General features: G+C 68.6%; 18 protein-coding genes, 1 tRNA gene and 1 pseudogene. 12 read left to right on the top strand and 8 right to left on the bottom strand.

What is annotated here, in order from left to right; all coding sequences use genetic code 11:
* Window positions 1-164 precede the first annotated feature (164 nt).
* The 5 genes from ACZ69M_RS41420 (at window position 165) to ACZ69M_RS41400 (ending at window position 3,721) form a co-directional block, all read left to right on the top strand.
* Window positions 165-1,625 (top strand): amino acid permease, encoded by a 1,461-nt coding sequence (locus tag ACZ69M_RS41420; RefSeq protein ID WP_470058266.1) that lies wholly within the window; start codon window positions 165-167, stop codon window positions 1,623-1,625.
* 77 nt (window positions 1,626-1,702) lie between these two features.
* The gene (locus ACZ69M_RS41415) at window positions 1,703-2,125 is read left to right on the top strand and encodes a M67 family metallopeptidase (protein ID WP_470058264.1); all 423 of its coding nucleotides are present in this window, start codon (window positions 1,703-1,705) and stop codon (window positions 2,123-2,125) included.
* Window positions 2,126-2,250: 125 nt separating this feature from the next.
* The gene (locus ACZ69M_RS41410) at window positions 2,251-2,352 is read left to right on the top strand and encodes a putative leader peptide (protein WP_312638615.1); all 102 of its coding nucleotides are present in this window, start codon (window positions 2,251-2,253) and stop codon (window positions 2,350-2,352) included.
* 122 nt (window positions 2,353-2,474) lie between these two features.
* The gene (locus tag ACZ69M_RS41405; protein WP_381944211.1) at window positions 2,475-2,753 is read left to right on the top strand and encodes a MoaD/ThiS family protein; all 279 of its coding nucleotides are present in this window, start codon (window positions 2,475-2,477) and stop codon (window positions 2,751-2,753) included.
* Window positions 2,754-2,770: 17 nt separating this feature from the next.
* Window positions 2,771-3,721, top strand: coding sequence for a PLP-dependent cysteine synthase family protein (locus tag ACZ69M_RS41400; protein WP_470058262.1), 951 nt, complete (start codon window positions 2,771-2,773; stop codon window positions 3,719-3,721).
* 169 nt (window positions 3,722-3,890) lie between these two features.
* Here the strand turns inward: ACZ69M_RS41400 and ACZ69M_RS41395 are convergent, their stop codons facing one another.
* Window positions 3,891-4,361 carry a type II toxin-antitoxin system PemK/MazF family toxin gene (locus ACZ69M_RS41395; RefSeq protein ID WP_470058260.1) on the bottom strand — a complete coding sequence of 157 codons (471 nt, stop codon included), beginning with the start codon at window positions 4,359-4,361 and terminating at the stop codon, window positions 3,891-3,893.
* A 260-nt stretch (window positions 4,362-4,621) separates the two neighbouring features.
* Here ACZ69M_RS41395 and ACZ69M_RS41390 point away from each other — a divergent pair, with 260 nt between their 5' ends.
* A complete protein-coding gene (locus ACZ69M_RS41390; protein ID WP_470058259.1) occupies window positions 4,622-5,374 on the top strand; it encodes an MBL fold metallo-hydrolase in 753 nt (250 codons plus the stop codon).
* A 79-nt stretch (window positions 5,375-5,453) separates the two neighbouring features.
* Here the strand turns inward: ACZ69M_RS41390 and ACZ69M_RS41385 are convergent, their stop codons facing one another.
* Window positions 5,454-5,615, bottom strand: a complete 162-nt coding sequence (locus tag ACZ69M_RS41385) for a hypothetical protein (RefSeq protein ID WP_470058257.1) — start codon at window positions 5,613-5,615, stop codon at window positions 5,454-5,456.
* 74 nt (window positions 5,616-5,689) lie between these two features.
* Between ACZ69M_RS41385 and ACZ69M_RS41380 the strand changes: the two are divergent.
* A pseudogene (locus tag ACZ69M_RS41380) lies at window positions 5,690-5,791 on the top strand (SDR family oxidoreductase); the annotation flags it as partial.
* A gap of 74 nt (window positions 5,792-5,865) precedes the next feature.
* Here the strand turns inward: ACZ69M_RS41380 and ACZ69M_RS41375 are convergent.
* Together ACZ69M_RS41375 and ACZ69M_RS41370 are read right to left on the bottom strand one after the other, a co-directional pair.
* Window positions 5,866-7,131 carry a PTS transporter subunit EIIC gene (locus tag ACZ69M_RS41375; protein WP_054229704.1) on the bottom strand — a complete coding sequence of 422 codons (1,266 nt, stop codon included), beginning with the start codon at window positions 7,129-7,131 and terminating at the stop codon, window positions 5,866-5,868.
* 221 nt (window positions 7,132-7,352) lie between these two features.
* Window positions 7,353-8,642: a PTS transporter subunit EIIC gene (locus ACZ69M_RS41370; RefSeq protein WP_470058255.1), complete on the bottom strand. Its 1,290-nt coding sequence runs from the start codon at window positions 8,640-8,642 to the stop codon at window positions 7,353-7,355.
* A 174-nt stretch (window positions 8,643-8,816) separates the two neighbouring features.
* Here ACZ69M_RS41370 and ACZ69M_RS41365 point away from each other — a divergent pair, with 174 nt between their 5' ends.
* The 4 genes from ACZ69M_RS41365 to rdgB all read left to right on the top strand — a co-directional run bounded on the left by ACZ69M_RS41365 (window position 8,817) and on the right by rdgB (window position 11,046).
* The gene (locus ACZ69M_RS41365; RefSeq protein ID WP_030569190.1) at window positions 8,817-9,050 is read left to right on the top strand and encodes a PTS sugar transporter subunit IIB; all 234 of its coding nucleotides are present in this window, start codon (window positions 8,817-8,819) and stop codon (window positions 9,048-9,050) included.
* 107 nt (window positions 9,051-9,157) lie between these two features.
* Window positions 9,158-9,892 carry a ribonuclease PH gene (gene rph, locus ACZ69M_RS41360; RefSeq protein ID WP_470058254.1) on the top strand — a complete coding sequence of 245 codons (735 nt, stop codon included), beginning with the start codon at window positions 9,158-9,160 and terminating at the stop codon, window positions 9,890-9,892.
* 124 nt (window positions 9,893-10,016) lie between these two features.
* The gene (locus tag ACZ69M_RS41355) at window positions 10,017-10,409 is read left to right on the top strand and encodes a hypothetical protein (protein WP_099922434.1); all 393 of its coding nucleotides are present in this window, start codon (window positions 10,017-10,019) and stop codon (window positions 10,407-10,409) included.
* Between the two features lie 34 nt (window positions 10,410-10,443).
* Window positions 10,444-11,046: an RdgB/HAM1 family non-canonical purine NTP pyrophosphatase gene (gene rdgB, locus ACZ69M_RS41350; protein ID WP_470058252.1), complete on the top strand. Its 603-nt coding sequence runs from the start codon at window positions 10,444-10,446 to the stop codon at window positions 11,044-11,046.
* 48 nt (window positions 11,047-11,094) lie between these two features.
* Here the strand turns inward: rdgB and ACZ69M_RS41345 are convergent.
* From ACZ69M_RS41345 to ACZ69M_RS41330, 4 genes are all read right to left on the bottom strand, one after another.
* Window positions 11,095-11,181 (bottom strand) — tRNA-Leu (locus ACZ69M_RS41345).
* A 457-nt stretch (window positions 11,182-11,638) separates the two neighbouring features.
* Window positions 11,639-11,959, bottom strand: a complete 321-nt coding sequence (sugE, locus tag ACZ69M_RS41340) for a quaternary ammonium compound efflux SMR transporter SugE (protein ID WP_470058251.1) — start codon at window positions 11,957-11,959, stop codon at window positions 11,639-11,641.
* 177 nt (window positions 11,960-12,136) lie between these two features.
* Window positions 12,137-12,439, bottom strand: a complete 303-nt coding sequence (locus ACZ69M_RS41335) for a GroES family chaperonin (protein WP_187285621.1) — start codon at window positions 12,437-12,439, stop codon at window positions 12,137-12,139.
* 84 nt (window positions 12,440-12,523) lie between these two features.
* A complete protein-coding gene (locus tag ACZ69M_RS41330) occupies window positions 12,524-12,862 on the bottom strand; it encodes a DUF3618 domain-containing protein (RefSeq protein ID WP_470058249.1) in 339 nt (112 codons plus the stop codon).
* A gap of 145 nt (window positions 12,863-13,007) precedes the next feature.
* Here ACZ69M_RS41330 and bcp point away from each other — a divergent pair, with 145 nt between their 5' ends.
* Window positions 13,008-13,475, top strand: a complete 468-nt coding sequence (gene bcp, locus ACZ69M_RS41325; protein WP_067379715.1) for a thioredoxin-dependent thiol peroxidase — start codon at window positions 13,008-13,010, stop codon at window positions 13,473-13,475.
* The last annotated feature ends 12 nt before the right edge of the window (window positions 13,476-13,487 follow it).

Here is a 13,487-nt window from a genome sequence, read left to right as displayed (position 1 = left end):
AAATCTTCACGACCGCCCGACAGGACACCACCCATGTCCGGTCGGGTGCGCCACCGAGTCGGCGACCGCCGGCCAGGCACAGCTCCATCACATCCGGGGGGACCGGAACCCGATCCGAAGCCAAGGCACTGGCTCGGACCGGCATGGAGAAAGGCGCACCACACATGACCTCATCGCAGGTCGACAAGACCGACGAGCCGCGTACCGGCAGTGAGGCCGTGGGCGGCGACGCCCCCGAAGAGGGGTACGAGCGCGGGCTCGGCAGTCGCCAGGTCCAGATGATCGCGATCGGCGGCGCCATCGGCGTCGGTCTCTTCCTGGGTGCCGGGGCGAACATCGCCAAGGCGGGGCCCAGCCTCATCTTCATGTACGCCCTCGCGGGCGTGATCATCTTCTTCATCATGCGGGCGCTCGGCGAGCTGCTCCTGTACCGCCCGGTCTCGGGCTCCTTCGCGGAGTACTCCCGCGAGTTCCTCGGCCCGTTCTTCGGCTACTTCACCGGCTGGACGTACTGGCTGATGTGGGTGGTCACCGGCATGGCGGAACTCACCGCCGCCGCGATCTACGTCCACTACTGGTTCCCGTCCATCCCCCAATGGGTGACGGCGCTGGTCTTCCTGATCGTCCTCTTCGTGGCGAACCTGATCTCGGTGAAGCTCTTCGGAGAGATCGAGTTCTGGTTCTCGATGGTCAAGGTCACCGCCCTGATCGGCATGATCGTGATCGGCCTCGGCGTCCTCACCTTCGGCTTCAGCTCGGCCGGTGACACGGCCTCCGTCGCCAACCTCTGGCAGTTCGACGGCTTCTTCCCCAAGGGCATCGGCTCGTCCCTGATGACCCTCCAGGGCGTCATGTTCGCCTACCTCGCCGTCGAGCTCGTCGGCGTCACGGCGGGCGAGTCCGAGGACCCGGAGAAGACCCTCCCCAAGGCGATCAACACCCTCCCGTGGCGCATCGCGCTCTTCTACGTCGGCGCGCTCACGGTCATCCTCTGCGTCGTGAAGTGGACGGAGTTCGCCCCGGGCGTCAGCCCCTTCGTCGAGGCCTTCGCGAAGATCGGCATCCCGGCCGGCGCCGGCATCGTCAACTTCGTGGTCCTGACCGCCGCCCTGTCCTCCTGCAACTCCGGCATGTACTCCACGGGCCGCATGCTGCGCACCCTGGCGGACAACGGCGAGGCCCCCAGGGTCTTCAGCAGGCTCTCCTCGACCAAGACCCCGGCGATCGGCATCACCGTCTCCATGCTCTTCATGGGCATCGGCGTGATCCTGAACTACGTCGTCCCGGAGAAGGCCTTCGGCTACGTCACCTCCGTGGCCACCGCCGCCGGCATCTGGACCTGGCTGATGATCCTGATCAGCCACATCCTCTACCGCCGCGCGGTGGACGCCGGACGCCTGCCCGCCTCCTCCTTCCCGGCCCCGGGCGGAGCGAAGTGCAGCTGGATCGCGGTCGCCTTCCTGCTGTTCGTCACGGGCCTCATCGCGTACGACGCCGACTCCCGCGTCTGCCTGTACGTGATGGCCGGCTGGGCCGCCGCCCTGGCCATCGGCTGGTGGGTGCTCAAGGCACGCAACCCCCAGGTCACCGAGCGCCGCGAGCCGGCGTTCGAGAAGGTCGGCTGACCTTCCCCCTTTCAGCATGTGGGCCGCTCCGTACCACCCCTCGGTACGCAGCGGCCCTTCTGCTTATCCTGACCGACATGCTGACCATCACCCAGGCCCTCGTCGACCAGATCGTCGCCCACGCGCGCCAGGACCACCCCGACGAGGCGTGCGGCGTCGTCGCGGGCCCGGCGGACTCGGGACGCCCCGAGCGCTTCATCCCGATGCTCAACGCCGCCCGCTCGCCCACGTTCTACGAGTTCGACTCCGGCGACCTGCTGAAGCTGTACCGCGAGATGGACGACCGCGACGAGGAGCCGGTGATCATCTACCACTCCCACACGGCGACCGAGGCATACCCCTCCCGCACCGACATCTCGTACGCCAACGAGCCCGGCGCGCACTACGTCCTCGTCTCGACGGCGGACACGGACGACGCGGGTCCCTTCCAGTTCCGCTCGTACCGGATCGTCGAGGGAGAGGTGACGGAGGAGGAGGTCACCGTCGTGGACGCGTACTGACGCCGCCCCGACCGCGCCCCGATCCTTTGCTCCGGCTCCGCTCCGATCCCGGACTTCGGGCAGAATTCATCCACCATCTGAGATCACACTCCGGGACCCGGACCGGGAATCGATACGATGAGCCCATGGTTTCCCAGGACGTGAGCGACAAGACGCCGGGCATGCTGCTCGTGGCGCGGCTGCACGTCGACCTGTGCAGGCTGCAGAGCGCCATCTGTACGCGCTGAACCCTGCCGCCGTACGGCCGTGAGCCACGGCTGCGCGGGGCCACCACCGGCGTCCCCCCGCCCTTCCCGCGCCGCCGCGCGCCCACCGACCTGACTCTTCCTTCCGACAGGAGCCCGCAACCATGGCCATCGAGGTCCGCATCCCCACCATCCTCCGCACCTACACCGGCGGCGAGAAGGCCGTCGAGGGCGGCGGCGCGACCCTCGCCGAGCTCTTTGCCGACCTCGAGACCCGGCACGCGGGCATCCAGGCCCGGATCGTCGACGAAGGCCAGCTGCGCCGCTTCGTCAACGTGTACCTGAACGACGAGGACGTCCGCTTCCTCGACGGCATCAACACCAAGCTCACCGACGGCGACAACGTGACGATCCTGCCGGCCGTGGCCGGCGGCATGGTCTGATCGGCTGCTGATCGCTGATGCGCTACGACTCCCCGCTCGCCGCGGTGGGCAACACCCCTCTGGTGCGCCTGCCACGCCTTTCGCCGTCCGCAGACGTCCGGATCTGGGCGAAGCTGGAGGACCGCAACCCGACGGGATCGGTCAAGGACCGCCCGGCCCTCCACATGGTCGAACAGGCGGAGAAGGACGGCCGGTTGACGCCGGGCTGCACGATCCTGGAGCCGACGAGCGGGAACACCGGTATCTCGCTGGCCATGGCGGCGAAGCTCAAGGGCTACCGCATGGTGTGCGTGATGCCGGAGAACACCTCTCAGGAGCGGCGGGACCTGCTGGCCATGTGGGGCGCGGAGATCATCTCCAGCCCCGCGGCCGGCGGTTCCAACACCGCCGTGCGCGTCGCGAAGGAACTGTCGGCCGAACACCCCGACTGGGTGATGCTCTACCAGTACGGGAACCCCGACAACGCGGGCGCCCACTACGCGACGACGGGCCCCGAGATCCTGGCGGACCTCCCCTCCATCACGCACTTCGTCGCAGGGCTCGGCACGACGGGCACCCTGATGGGCGTCGGCCGCTACCTCCGGGAGCACAAGCCGGACGTGAAGATCGTCGCCGCGGAGCCGCGCTACGACGACCTCGTGTACGGCCTGCGCAACCTGGACGAGGGGTTCGTTCCCGAGCTGTACGACGCGTCGGTCCTCACCTCCCGTTTCTCGGTCGGCTCCGCCGACGCGGTCACCCGCACCCGTGAGCTCCTCCAGCAGGAGGGCATCTTCGCGGGCGTCTCCACCGGGGCCGCGCTGCACGCCGCGATCGGCGTCGGCAAGAAGGCGATCGCCGCCGGGGAGTCCGCCGACATCGTCTTCGTCGTCGCCGACGGCGGCTGGAAGTACCTGTCGACGGGCGTCTACACCGCCGCGACCACAGAAGAAGCCATCGAAACCCTCCAGGGCCAGCTCTGGGCGTAGGCGGCAGGGGCGACGGCCCGGACGTTTCCCGCCCCCGCCGCCCCTACCCGTCCCATCCTCCTGGGGCTCCGCCCCGGACTCCGAGGGGTGGTCTTTCGGCTGCGGGCCGGTGGGGGCTGGTCGCGCAGTTCCCGGCGCCCCTCAAGACCCGGGGCGGCGAGGGACGGGCTCAGCCTGCCAAGTAGCGGACCTGATCCCAAAGGACCGGGTCCACCACCCCCACCCGCCGCCGAAACTCCCACAAGGGCACCTCGCGCAGCTCATCCGTCTCCAGGAAGCTCGCCCGCCCATGGGCATCGCCGACGGCACCCGGCGGCAACGGAATCACCCCGGCCCGCTCGTCGTGGTACTTGCTCGTGATCTTCGCGACGGTCACCCGTTCGCCCCGCACGGCCAGCACCAGACACGGCCGGTCCTTCTCCCCGGGCCCGTCCTCGTACGGAACCTTCGCCCACCAGATCTCCGCCGGGCGCGGCCGGGGTATGCGCGGCCGCTCCCGCCGCCCGGGCGGCCGAGTCCGACCGGCGGCCCGGTCTCCGCGGCGCTCTCGGCGCCCGCGGCGCCCCCAGCCGTCCACCAGCGTCGCGACCAGCGCGAGCAGCACCACGGCCGCCAACGCGAGCCACCAGGACGTGTCCATACCAAAGAAGGTACCGGCGCGCACTCCGCCCCGCCCCCCGCCCGCGGAACCCAGGCATCCGACCTCCGGTCGACCATCCATCCGAACCGGTGACACCACAGGTGAGTTCGCCCACAACAGCCCCTGGCGGAGGAGCGACCCGCCCTTTTGCGCCTTACGCTCGACGGACCGCACGACCCCCGTTCCCGTATCCGCAGCCGAGTACCTGCACCCCGCATCTACTCTCTGCACTTCCTGTCAGCGCGGAGGTTCCAGCTCTTATGAAGCTCACCGTCGTCGGCTGCTCGGGGTCGTTCCCGTCCGCGGAATCGGCCTGCTCGAGCTACCTCGTCGAGGCCGACGGCTTCAGGCTGCTTCTCGACATGGGCAATGGTGCCCTTGGCGAGCTGCAGCGCCACTGCGGTCTCTACGACCTCGACGCGATCTTCCTCAGTCATCTGCACGCCGACCACTGCATCGACATGTGCGCGTACTTCGTCGCGCGCTACTACCGCCACGACGGCGGCCGCTGCGACCCGCTCCCCGTCTACGGACCCGAGGGCACGGAACAGCGACTGACCACCGCGTACGCGGACACTCCCACCGCCTCCTCGATGAGCGAGGTCTTCGACTTCCACACGGTCAAACCGGCCACGTTCGAGATCGGCCCGTTCACCGTGCACACGGAGCGGGTGCGCCACCCCGTGGAGGCGTACGCCATCCGCATCGAGCACGGCGGGAAGTCGCTGACGTACTCCGGGGACACCGGTGTCACCGACGCGCTGGACGAACTCGCCCGGGACACCGACCTGTTCCTGTGCGAGGCCGCGTTCACGCACGGCAAGGAGAAGATCCCCGACCTGCACCTCAACGGCCGCGAGGCGGGCGAGAGCGCCGACCGCGCCGGCGCCCGTCGCCTGCTGCTCACCCACATCCCGCCGTGGACGGACCCCGCCGTCAACCTCGCCGACGCACGCGAGGTCTTCGACGGTCCGGTGGAACTGGCGGTGCCGAGGGTGACGTACGAGGTCTAGATCCTGGGGGCCCCGGTCCGTACAGGCGTTCCGCGCAGGCATCCCCAGGATCTGTCCGGCAACGGGCATCGGGCAACGGTCAGTCGTGGACCGTCATTCCGAAGCCGCCGTCGAGGCGCATCGACTCCATCAGCATGAAGGCGTTGCTCTCGGTGAGGTCGGGGCTGGGCGGCTTCCGGACGGTCGACTCGGAGATCCGCCGCGCACTCACCACGGTCGAGGCGACGCCGTACTTCGTCACGTACGGCAACAACGCCTGGGCCGCGGTGAAGACGTAGGCACTGCCCTGTCCCCTCGTCCCCCCGTCCCCTCGTCCCCGAGGACGTCGCGGCGGCCGTGGGTTTCCTGGCCTCCGAGGCCGCGGAGGCGCTGACCGGCCAGGTCCTGACCGTGGACGGCGGCAGCCTGCTGCGATGAGGGCGCAGGCGTGACGAAGGCCCCCGCAGCCCGGCGATCGCCGGGCTGCGGGGGCCTTCGGTCGTGCGCGGGGGCTACTTGGCCTCCGCCTTCAGCAGCTCCGCCAGTTCCTCGTCGGACTCGCGGCCCGGCGTGGGGAGGTTCCACTTGATGATCGCGAAGCGGAAGACCGCGTAGTAGACCACCCCGAAGCACAGGCCCACCAGGACCAGGCCCCACGGGTTGGTCGCGATGCCGAGGTTCAGGCCGAAGTCGACCGCGCCCGCCGAGAAGCCGAAGCCGTCCTTCATGCCGAGCGCCCAGGTCAGCGCCAGCGAGACACCGGTGAGGACCGCGTGGATGGCGTACAGGACCGGCGCGATGAACATGAACGTGAACTCGATCGGCTCGGTCACACCCGTCACGAACGAGGTCAGCGCGATCGAGAGCATCATGCCGCCGATGACCTTGCGGCGCTCGGGGCGGGCGCAGTGCACGATCGCCAGGCACGCGGCCGGGAGGCCGAACATCATGATCGGGAAGAAGCCGGTCATGAACTGGCCCGCGGTCGGGTCGCCGGCCAGGAAGCGCGCGATGTCACCGCTCTTGCCGTGGTAGTCGCCCGCCTGGAACCAGGGGTAGGAGTTCAGCAGGTGGTGCATGCCGATCGGGATCAGCGCACGGTTGGCGACACCGAAGATGCCGGCGCCGACGGCACCCGAACCGACCAGCTTCTCACCGAAGCTGTGCAGACCCGTGCCGAGGACCGGCCAGATGTAGCCGAAGACGATGCCGATCAGCAGACCCGCGAACGCGGACAGGATCGGGACGAGCCGGCGGCCGCCGAAGAAGCCCGCCCAGTCGGGCAGCTTGGTCCGGTAGAACTTCTGGTACAGCAGGGCGACGACTATGCCCATCACCACACCGCCCAGGACCTTGGCGTCCACGGGGGCGTTCACCATGACGACCTTGCCGTCGACGGCCGTGGCCACCTTCGGCAGGTTCTTGTCGGTGAACGTCGCCAGCACGTTCTTGAACACCAGGTAGCCGACCACCGCGGCGAGCGCCGTCGAGCCGTCCGACTTCTTTGCGAAGCCGATCGCGATGCCGACGGCGAACAGCAGCGCCATGTTGTCGAGGATCGCGTTGCCGCCGGCCGTCATAAAGCCGGCGATCTTGGTGAAGAACGTGGGGAAGGACGGGCGTCCCAGCATGTCCGTGTTGCCGAGACGCACGAGGAGCGCGGCGGCGGGCAGTACGGCGACCGGCAGCATCAGGCTGCGGCCGATGCGCTGCAGGACAGCCATCGCGCCGGAGCCCTTCTTCTTGTCGGCCGCGGGAGCGGCGCTGGCCGTGGTCACAACTTCCTCCAGTGGACAAGGCGCCGCCCAGAGGACAAGGAAGGTGGGTGGGGACGGCGTGGTCTACACCACTCAGTGGTGTAGACCTGTTGTAGCACGGTGAAGGTGAGATAAGGAACCCGCGAATTTTGTGGCCCGGATCATAAGGGGACGAACCGGTTCCGGACGCGCCGAAGCCGCGCGACCGGCCCCCACCGGCCCGCGGATCATGAACGAACCGCCTACGCCTTGGTCGTGTCCTCGTGCTCCTCCTCCGACTCCCGCCCCGGAGTCCTCAGATCGAACTTCGTGATCGCGAACCGGAAGATCACGTAATACACGATCGCGAAGCACAACCCGATCGGCACGATCGCCCACGGCCTGGTTGCCAGATGCCAGTTGATGACGTAGTCGATCAGCCCCGCGGAGAAGGTGAAGCCGTCGTGCACGCCCAGCCCCCACGTCACCGCCATCGACACCCCCGTCAGCAGCGCGTGGATCACGTACAGCACCGGCGCGACGAACAAGAACGAGTACTCGAGCGGTTCCGTGATGCCCGTGACGAACGAGGTCAACGCGACCGACAGCATCAGCCCGCCGATCTCCTTGCGGCGCTCGGGCCTCGCGCAGTGCGTGATGGCCAGGGCCGCCGCCGGCAGCGCGAACATCATGATGGGAAAGAACCCGGACGTGAACTGCCCGGCGTTCGGATCGCCCGCCAGGAACATGTTGATGTCGCCGTGCACGACCGTCCCGTCCGGCGTGGTGTAGCTGCCGAACTGAAACCAGACGGGCACGTTCAGGAACTGGTGCAGACCGATCACCAGCAGCGCCCGGTTCGCCACCCCGAAGACACCGGCACCCCAGTAGCCCAGCCCCACCAGCCAGTCGCCGAAGTGCTCAAGACCCCGCCCCACCGGCGGCCAGACCCACAGACACAACGCCGCGAAAGCGACGGCCACGAACGCCATGATGATCGGCACCAGCCGCCGCCCGTTGAAGAAGCCGAGCCAGTCGACCAGCCTGGTGCGGTGGTAACGCTGCCAGAAGTACGCGGTCATCAGCCCCATGACGATGCCGCCGAACACCCCCGGATTCTGGTACGTGAACGGCGCCACCGAAGAGTCGGCGGCCTGGCAGCCGATGTTCGTGAGCACCTTCGCCCCGCCCGGGCAGCTCACCGGGAACTGGCGCAGCACGTTGTAGTAGACGAGGAAACCGGCGACCGCCGCGAGCGCCGTCGACCCGTCCGCCTTCTTCGCCATACCGATGGCCACGCCCACGCAGAACAGCAACGGCAGCCCGAGCGACCCGTCGAGCAGCGCGCCGCCCGCACCCCGCATCACCTTGGAGACGTTGTCCCAGCCGAGCCCCTCGGCGCCGAACACGCCAGGCTGGCCGAGCCCGATGAGAAGGCCCGCGGCCGGCAGCACGGCGATCGGCAGCTGGAGGCTGCGGCCCATCTTCTGCAGCCCCTGGAACAGCTTGTTCCAGCGGGCCCGTGCGGGCGCGGGGGCGCTGTCGGCACTCATGGGCGTCCTCCGGACGGGGCCGGGTTGGCGACCGCCCGCCCACTGGTGTAGACCAGTCGACGAACGGTTGCGCTGTCGTGAACGCCATCATTCGGTACGCGCGACATGGCCGCTCGCAAAGATGGGCCAACTGTGGGTTACTGCGACAAAGCGGTTCTGATCAGGGAGTAGGACATGGCCACGAAGGCTGAGAAGATCGTCGCCGGGCTCGGCGGCATCGACAACATCGAAGAGGTCGAGGGCTGCATCACCCGCCTGCGTACCGAGGTCGTGGACCCGAGCAAGGTCGACGAGGCCGCCCTGAAGGCCGCCGGCGCCCACGGCGTCGTCAAGATGGGCACCGCCATCCAGGTCGTCATCGGCACCGATGCCGACCCCATCGCGGCGGACATCGAAGACATGATGTGAACCGATGTGAGCGAAAGGGGCACCCTTGAGCCCCCTGCCTCACCTTTGAGGGGCCGCTTCCGCAACCGGAGGCGGCCCCTCAGCCGTATGCGGCTAGGCTCAACGTCATGTCTCGAATCGACGGCCGCACCCCCGAACAACTGCGCCCCATCACCATCCAGCGCGGCTGGAGCAAGCACGCCGAGGGCTCCGTCCTCGTCTCCTTCGGCGACACCAAGGTGTTCTGCACCGCCTCCGTCACCGAGGGCGTCCCGCGCTGGCGCAAGGGCAGCGGAGAGGGCTGGGTCACCGCCGAGTACTCCATGCTTCCCCGCGCCACGAACACCCGCGGAGACCGCGAGTCGGTCCGCGGCAAGATCGGCGGCCGTACGCACGAGATCTCCCGCCTCATCGGCCGCTCCCTGCGCGCCGTCATCGACTACAAGGCGCTCGGCGAGAACACCATCGTCCTCGACTGCGACGTCCTTCAGGCCGACGGCGGCACGCGTACGGCGGCCATCACCGGCGCGTACGTGGCGCTGGCCGACGCGATCACCTGGGCGCAGGCCAAGAAGCTGGTCAAGCCCGGCCGCAAGCCCCTGACCGGCACCGTCTCCGCCGTCTCGGTCGGCATCGTCGGCGGGATCCCCCTCCTGGACCTCTGCTACGAGGAGGACGTGAAGGCCGACACCGACATGAACGTCGTCTGCACCGGCGACGGACGCTTCGTCGAGGTCCAGGGCACCGCGGAGGCCGAGCCCTTCGACCGCAAGGAGCTCAACGCCCTGCTCGACCTCGCCGTCACAGGCTGCGACGAGCTCGCGGCGATCCAGCGGGCGGCCCTCGAGGCAACCGCGGAATAACCCTTCGCGTTCTAAGGGGTACGGGCGTACGGTCCAGCCGTGCGCCCCCGTCGGCCCCCGCACGGGCCGAGCCGACCGCGCCACGGGGTCGACCACATGTTTGTCCACGGGGAGGGACCGTTCCATGGCCGCGCGCCACCGACGCCGCACAGCCGCATTCGCCGTCGCCGCCGTACTCGTCGCCCTGCCGGCGGCCGTGGGCTGCGACGCCGTCAACAAGGCCCTGGACTGTGTCCAGACCGCCGACTCCATCGCCGACAGCGTCACCAACCTCCAGCAGGCCGTGGAGAACGCGGCGAACGACCCGACGCAGACCGACGAGTCCCTCAACGCGATCGAGAACAACCTCGACAAGATCGGCGACAAGACGGACAACGCCGACGTCAACAAGGCGGTCGACGACCTGAACAAGGCCGTCGGCAACGTCCGTACGGCCATCAAGAACGGCGACAACACCCCCGACGTCAGCCCGGTCACCGACGCGGCCGGAGAATTGACGAAGGTCTGCACGCCGTGACGAGCGGCTCTTCGGCCCCTGGATACTGGTCCTCATGACCCGCCTGATCCTCGCCACCCGCAACGCCGGAAAGATCACCGAGCTGAAGGCGATCCTCGCCGACGCAGGTATCACCCACGACCTCGTCGGCGCGGAGGCCTACCCGGACATCCCCGACGTCAAGGAAACCGGCGTCACCTTCGCCGAGAACGCCCTCCTCAAGGCCCACGCCCTGGCCCAGGCCACCGGCCTGCCCGCCGTCGCCGACGACTCCGGCCTCTGCGTGGACGTTCTGAACGGCGCCCCCGGCATCTTCTCCGCCCGCTGGGCAGGACGGCACGGGGACGACAAGGCCAACCTGGACCTCCTCCTCGCCCAGCTCTCCGACATCGACGAACTCCACCGGGGCGCCCACTTCGCCTGCGCGGCGGCGCTGGCTCTCCCCGACGGCACCGAACGAGTGGTCGAGGGCCAACTGAGGGGCACCCTGCGCCACGCCCCGACCGGCACGAACGGCTTCGGCTACGACCCGATCCTCCAGCCGGAGGGGGAGAAGCGGACGTGCGCGGAGCTCTCTGCCGAGGAGAAGAACGCGATCAGCCACCGGGGGAAGGCGTTCCGGGGGCTGGTGCCGGTGGTTCGGGAGTTGTTGGGCTGAGGGCAGACACAAGAACGGCCTACGTATCTCTCGATCGCAGGCCGTTCATGGTGCGGCGGAAGGGATTCGAACCCTCAAGCCGTTTCACGGGCCACAGATCCTAAGTCTGCTGCGTCACCTCTGCGCCACCGCCGCTAGCCGCCTGCCATCGTACCGGGAGTCGCCCGCTGCTTTCTGCCTCCCCTGCACCAGGTGCTTGTGATCGCGTGACAGTTGGGACACGGCAAACGGAGGCTCTCCGGCCGATCGTCGCTCCAGTCTCCGTTGATGTGCTGGATCAGAATGTCCTCCGGCCGTTCGGCAGGCGACGTCGCCCGTTTGAGCCGGTCGCTCGGGATGCGCCGGGCATGACCAGCCGACTGCTCGACGAGCAAGGCCTCCGGCGTCCGAGGTCGTCTGGTCTCCCCACGTCGGGTTGGGACTTGGAAGTGGGAGGTGTCCACGCCGAGCTTCTTCATCCGCTCAAGGACGTACCGCCGCGTTGAACTCTTCGGATCCACCCCCGGTTTCCCCAACGCCCTCGTACGGAGTGACGAACCGTCTATCGGATGGTCGCGTCCGGCTTTCGGTGCTGTGCTGCGGAGGGGGTGCCTCAGTGCCCCGACGTCACCTTCAGGCCCACCACCGCCACCAGGAGCAGACAGACGAAGAAGATGCGGGCGGCGGTCGCCGGTTCGCCGAGGACGAGCATGCCCAGTACCGCCGCGCCGGCCGCGCCGATGCCGACCCAGACGCCGTAGGCGGTGCCGATGGGGAGGGACCTGGCGGCGTAGGAGAGCAGGACCATGCTCGCGATGATGCCCGCGCCGGTGAGGACGCTGGGGACGAGGCGGGTGAAGCCGTCGGTGTACTTCATACCGATCGACCAGCCGACTTCGAGCAGACCGGCGACGAGCAGCAGGATCCAGGCCATGAGAGGCACCTCCGTGAGTGATCAACAGGGGTGCGTCGTCTTTGCCTGGGAGCCTTTTCGCTCTCCGCCCGGTACGGCGCGTCTCGTCGGGGTCCTTCCAACGCCCTCCACGGTAGCAAAGCACAGGCAAAAGGGGCTGGTGACCATGGTCACCAGCCCCGTCAGATCCGCTACGCCCTACAAATACAAGCCGGTCGAGTCCTCGGAGCCCTCGAAGCGGTCCGCCGCCACGGCGTGCAGATCGCGCTCGCGCATCAGCACGTACGCGATTCCCCGCACCTCGACCTCGGCCCGGTCCTCGGGGTCGTAGAGGACACGGTCGCCCGGTTCCACCGTCCGTACGTTCTGTCCGACCGCGACGACCTCGGCCCAGGCGAGGCGCCGCCCGACGGCCGCCGTCGCGGGGATCAGGATGCCGCCGCCGGAACGCCGCTCGCCCTCGGCGGCGTCCTGCCGCACCAGCACGCGGTCGTGCAGCATGCGGATGGGCAACTTGTCATGGTGGGGGGTCTGCTTGTCCCGATTGGCGCTCACGTCCAGAACCTACCTGCCTTTGAGCCGTTGTCAGCGCTTGCGTCGTCGTGAGCCCGCCACCACCAGGCCCACGACCCCGACCGCGACGAGCGCGAGGGGCACGATGCGCTCAAGGCGTGGCGCGCCGTCCTCGGTGACGAACTGCCCCTTCACATCGCCGACCACCCGGTTGACGCCGACGTAGGCGCGGCCGAGCGTGTGGTCGATCTGGGAGGCGACCTTGGCCTTGGCGTCCCCGACGATCGTCTTCGGGTGGACGCGCACGCCGATCTCGTCGAGCGTCTCGGCGAGTGTTTCGCGGCGGCGCTTGATGTCCGCCTCGATCTGCGCCGGAGTCCTGGTATCCGACGTCCTCGACGTATCCGACACCGCGCTGCCTCCGTGGTCGTGTTCCGATCTTTGTCTCTGTGCCGCCGACAGTCTGTCAGCTCGGGCCGCCGCTCACCCCTCGGCACCCCCATTACGCTCGTTCCCGTAGTTCCGTAAGCATTCACCCCGGCCACGTGAGGTACCGATGAGCGAGCGACTCCAGCCCGGCGACACCGCCCCCGCCTTCACCCTGCCCGACGCCGACGGCAACGAGGTCTCCCTCGCCGACCACAAGGGCCGCAAGGTCATCGTCTACTTCTACCCGGCCGCCCTGACCCCCGGCTGCACGAAGCAGGCCTGTGACTTCACGGACAACCTCGACGTGCTGGCCGGTGCCGGGTACGACGTCATCGGCGTCTCCCCGGACAAGCCCGAGAAGCTCGCCAAGTTCCGCGAGAAGGAGTCCCTGAAGGTCACCCTGGTCGGCGACCCCGACAAGACCGTCCTGGAGGCGTACGGCGCCTTCGGCGAGAAGAAGCTGTACGGCAAGACGGTCGTCGGCGTCATCCGCTCCACGGTGATCGTGGACGAGGAGGGCAAGGTCGAGCGGGCGCTGTACAACGTCAAGGCGACCGGTCACGTGGCGAAGATCATCAAGGATCTGGGGATCTGAGCCCCGGCGAGG

This window comes from Streptomyces sp. NPDC107454 (genome assembly GCF_055582885.1).
This window is presented reverse-complemented; position numbering and strand designations above follow the sequence as displayed.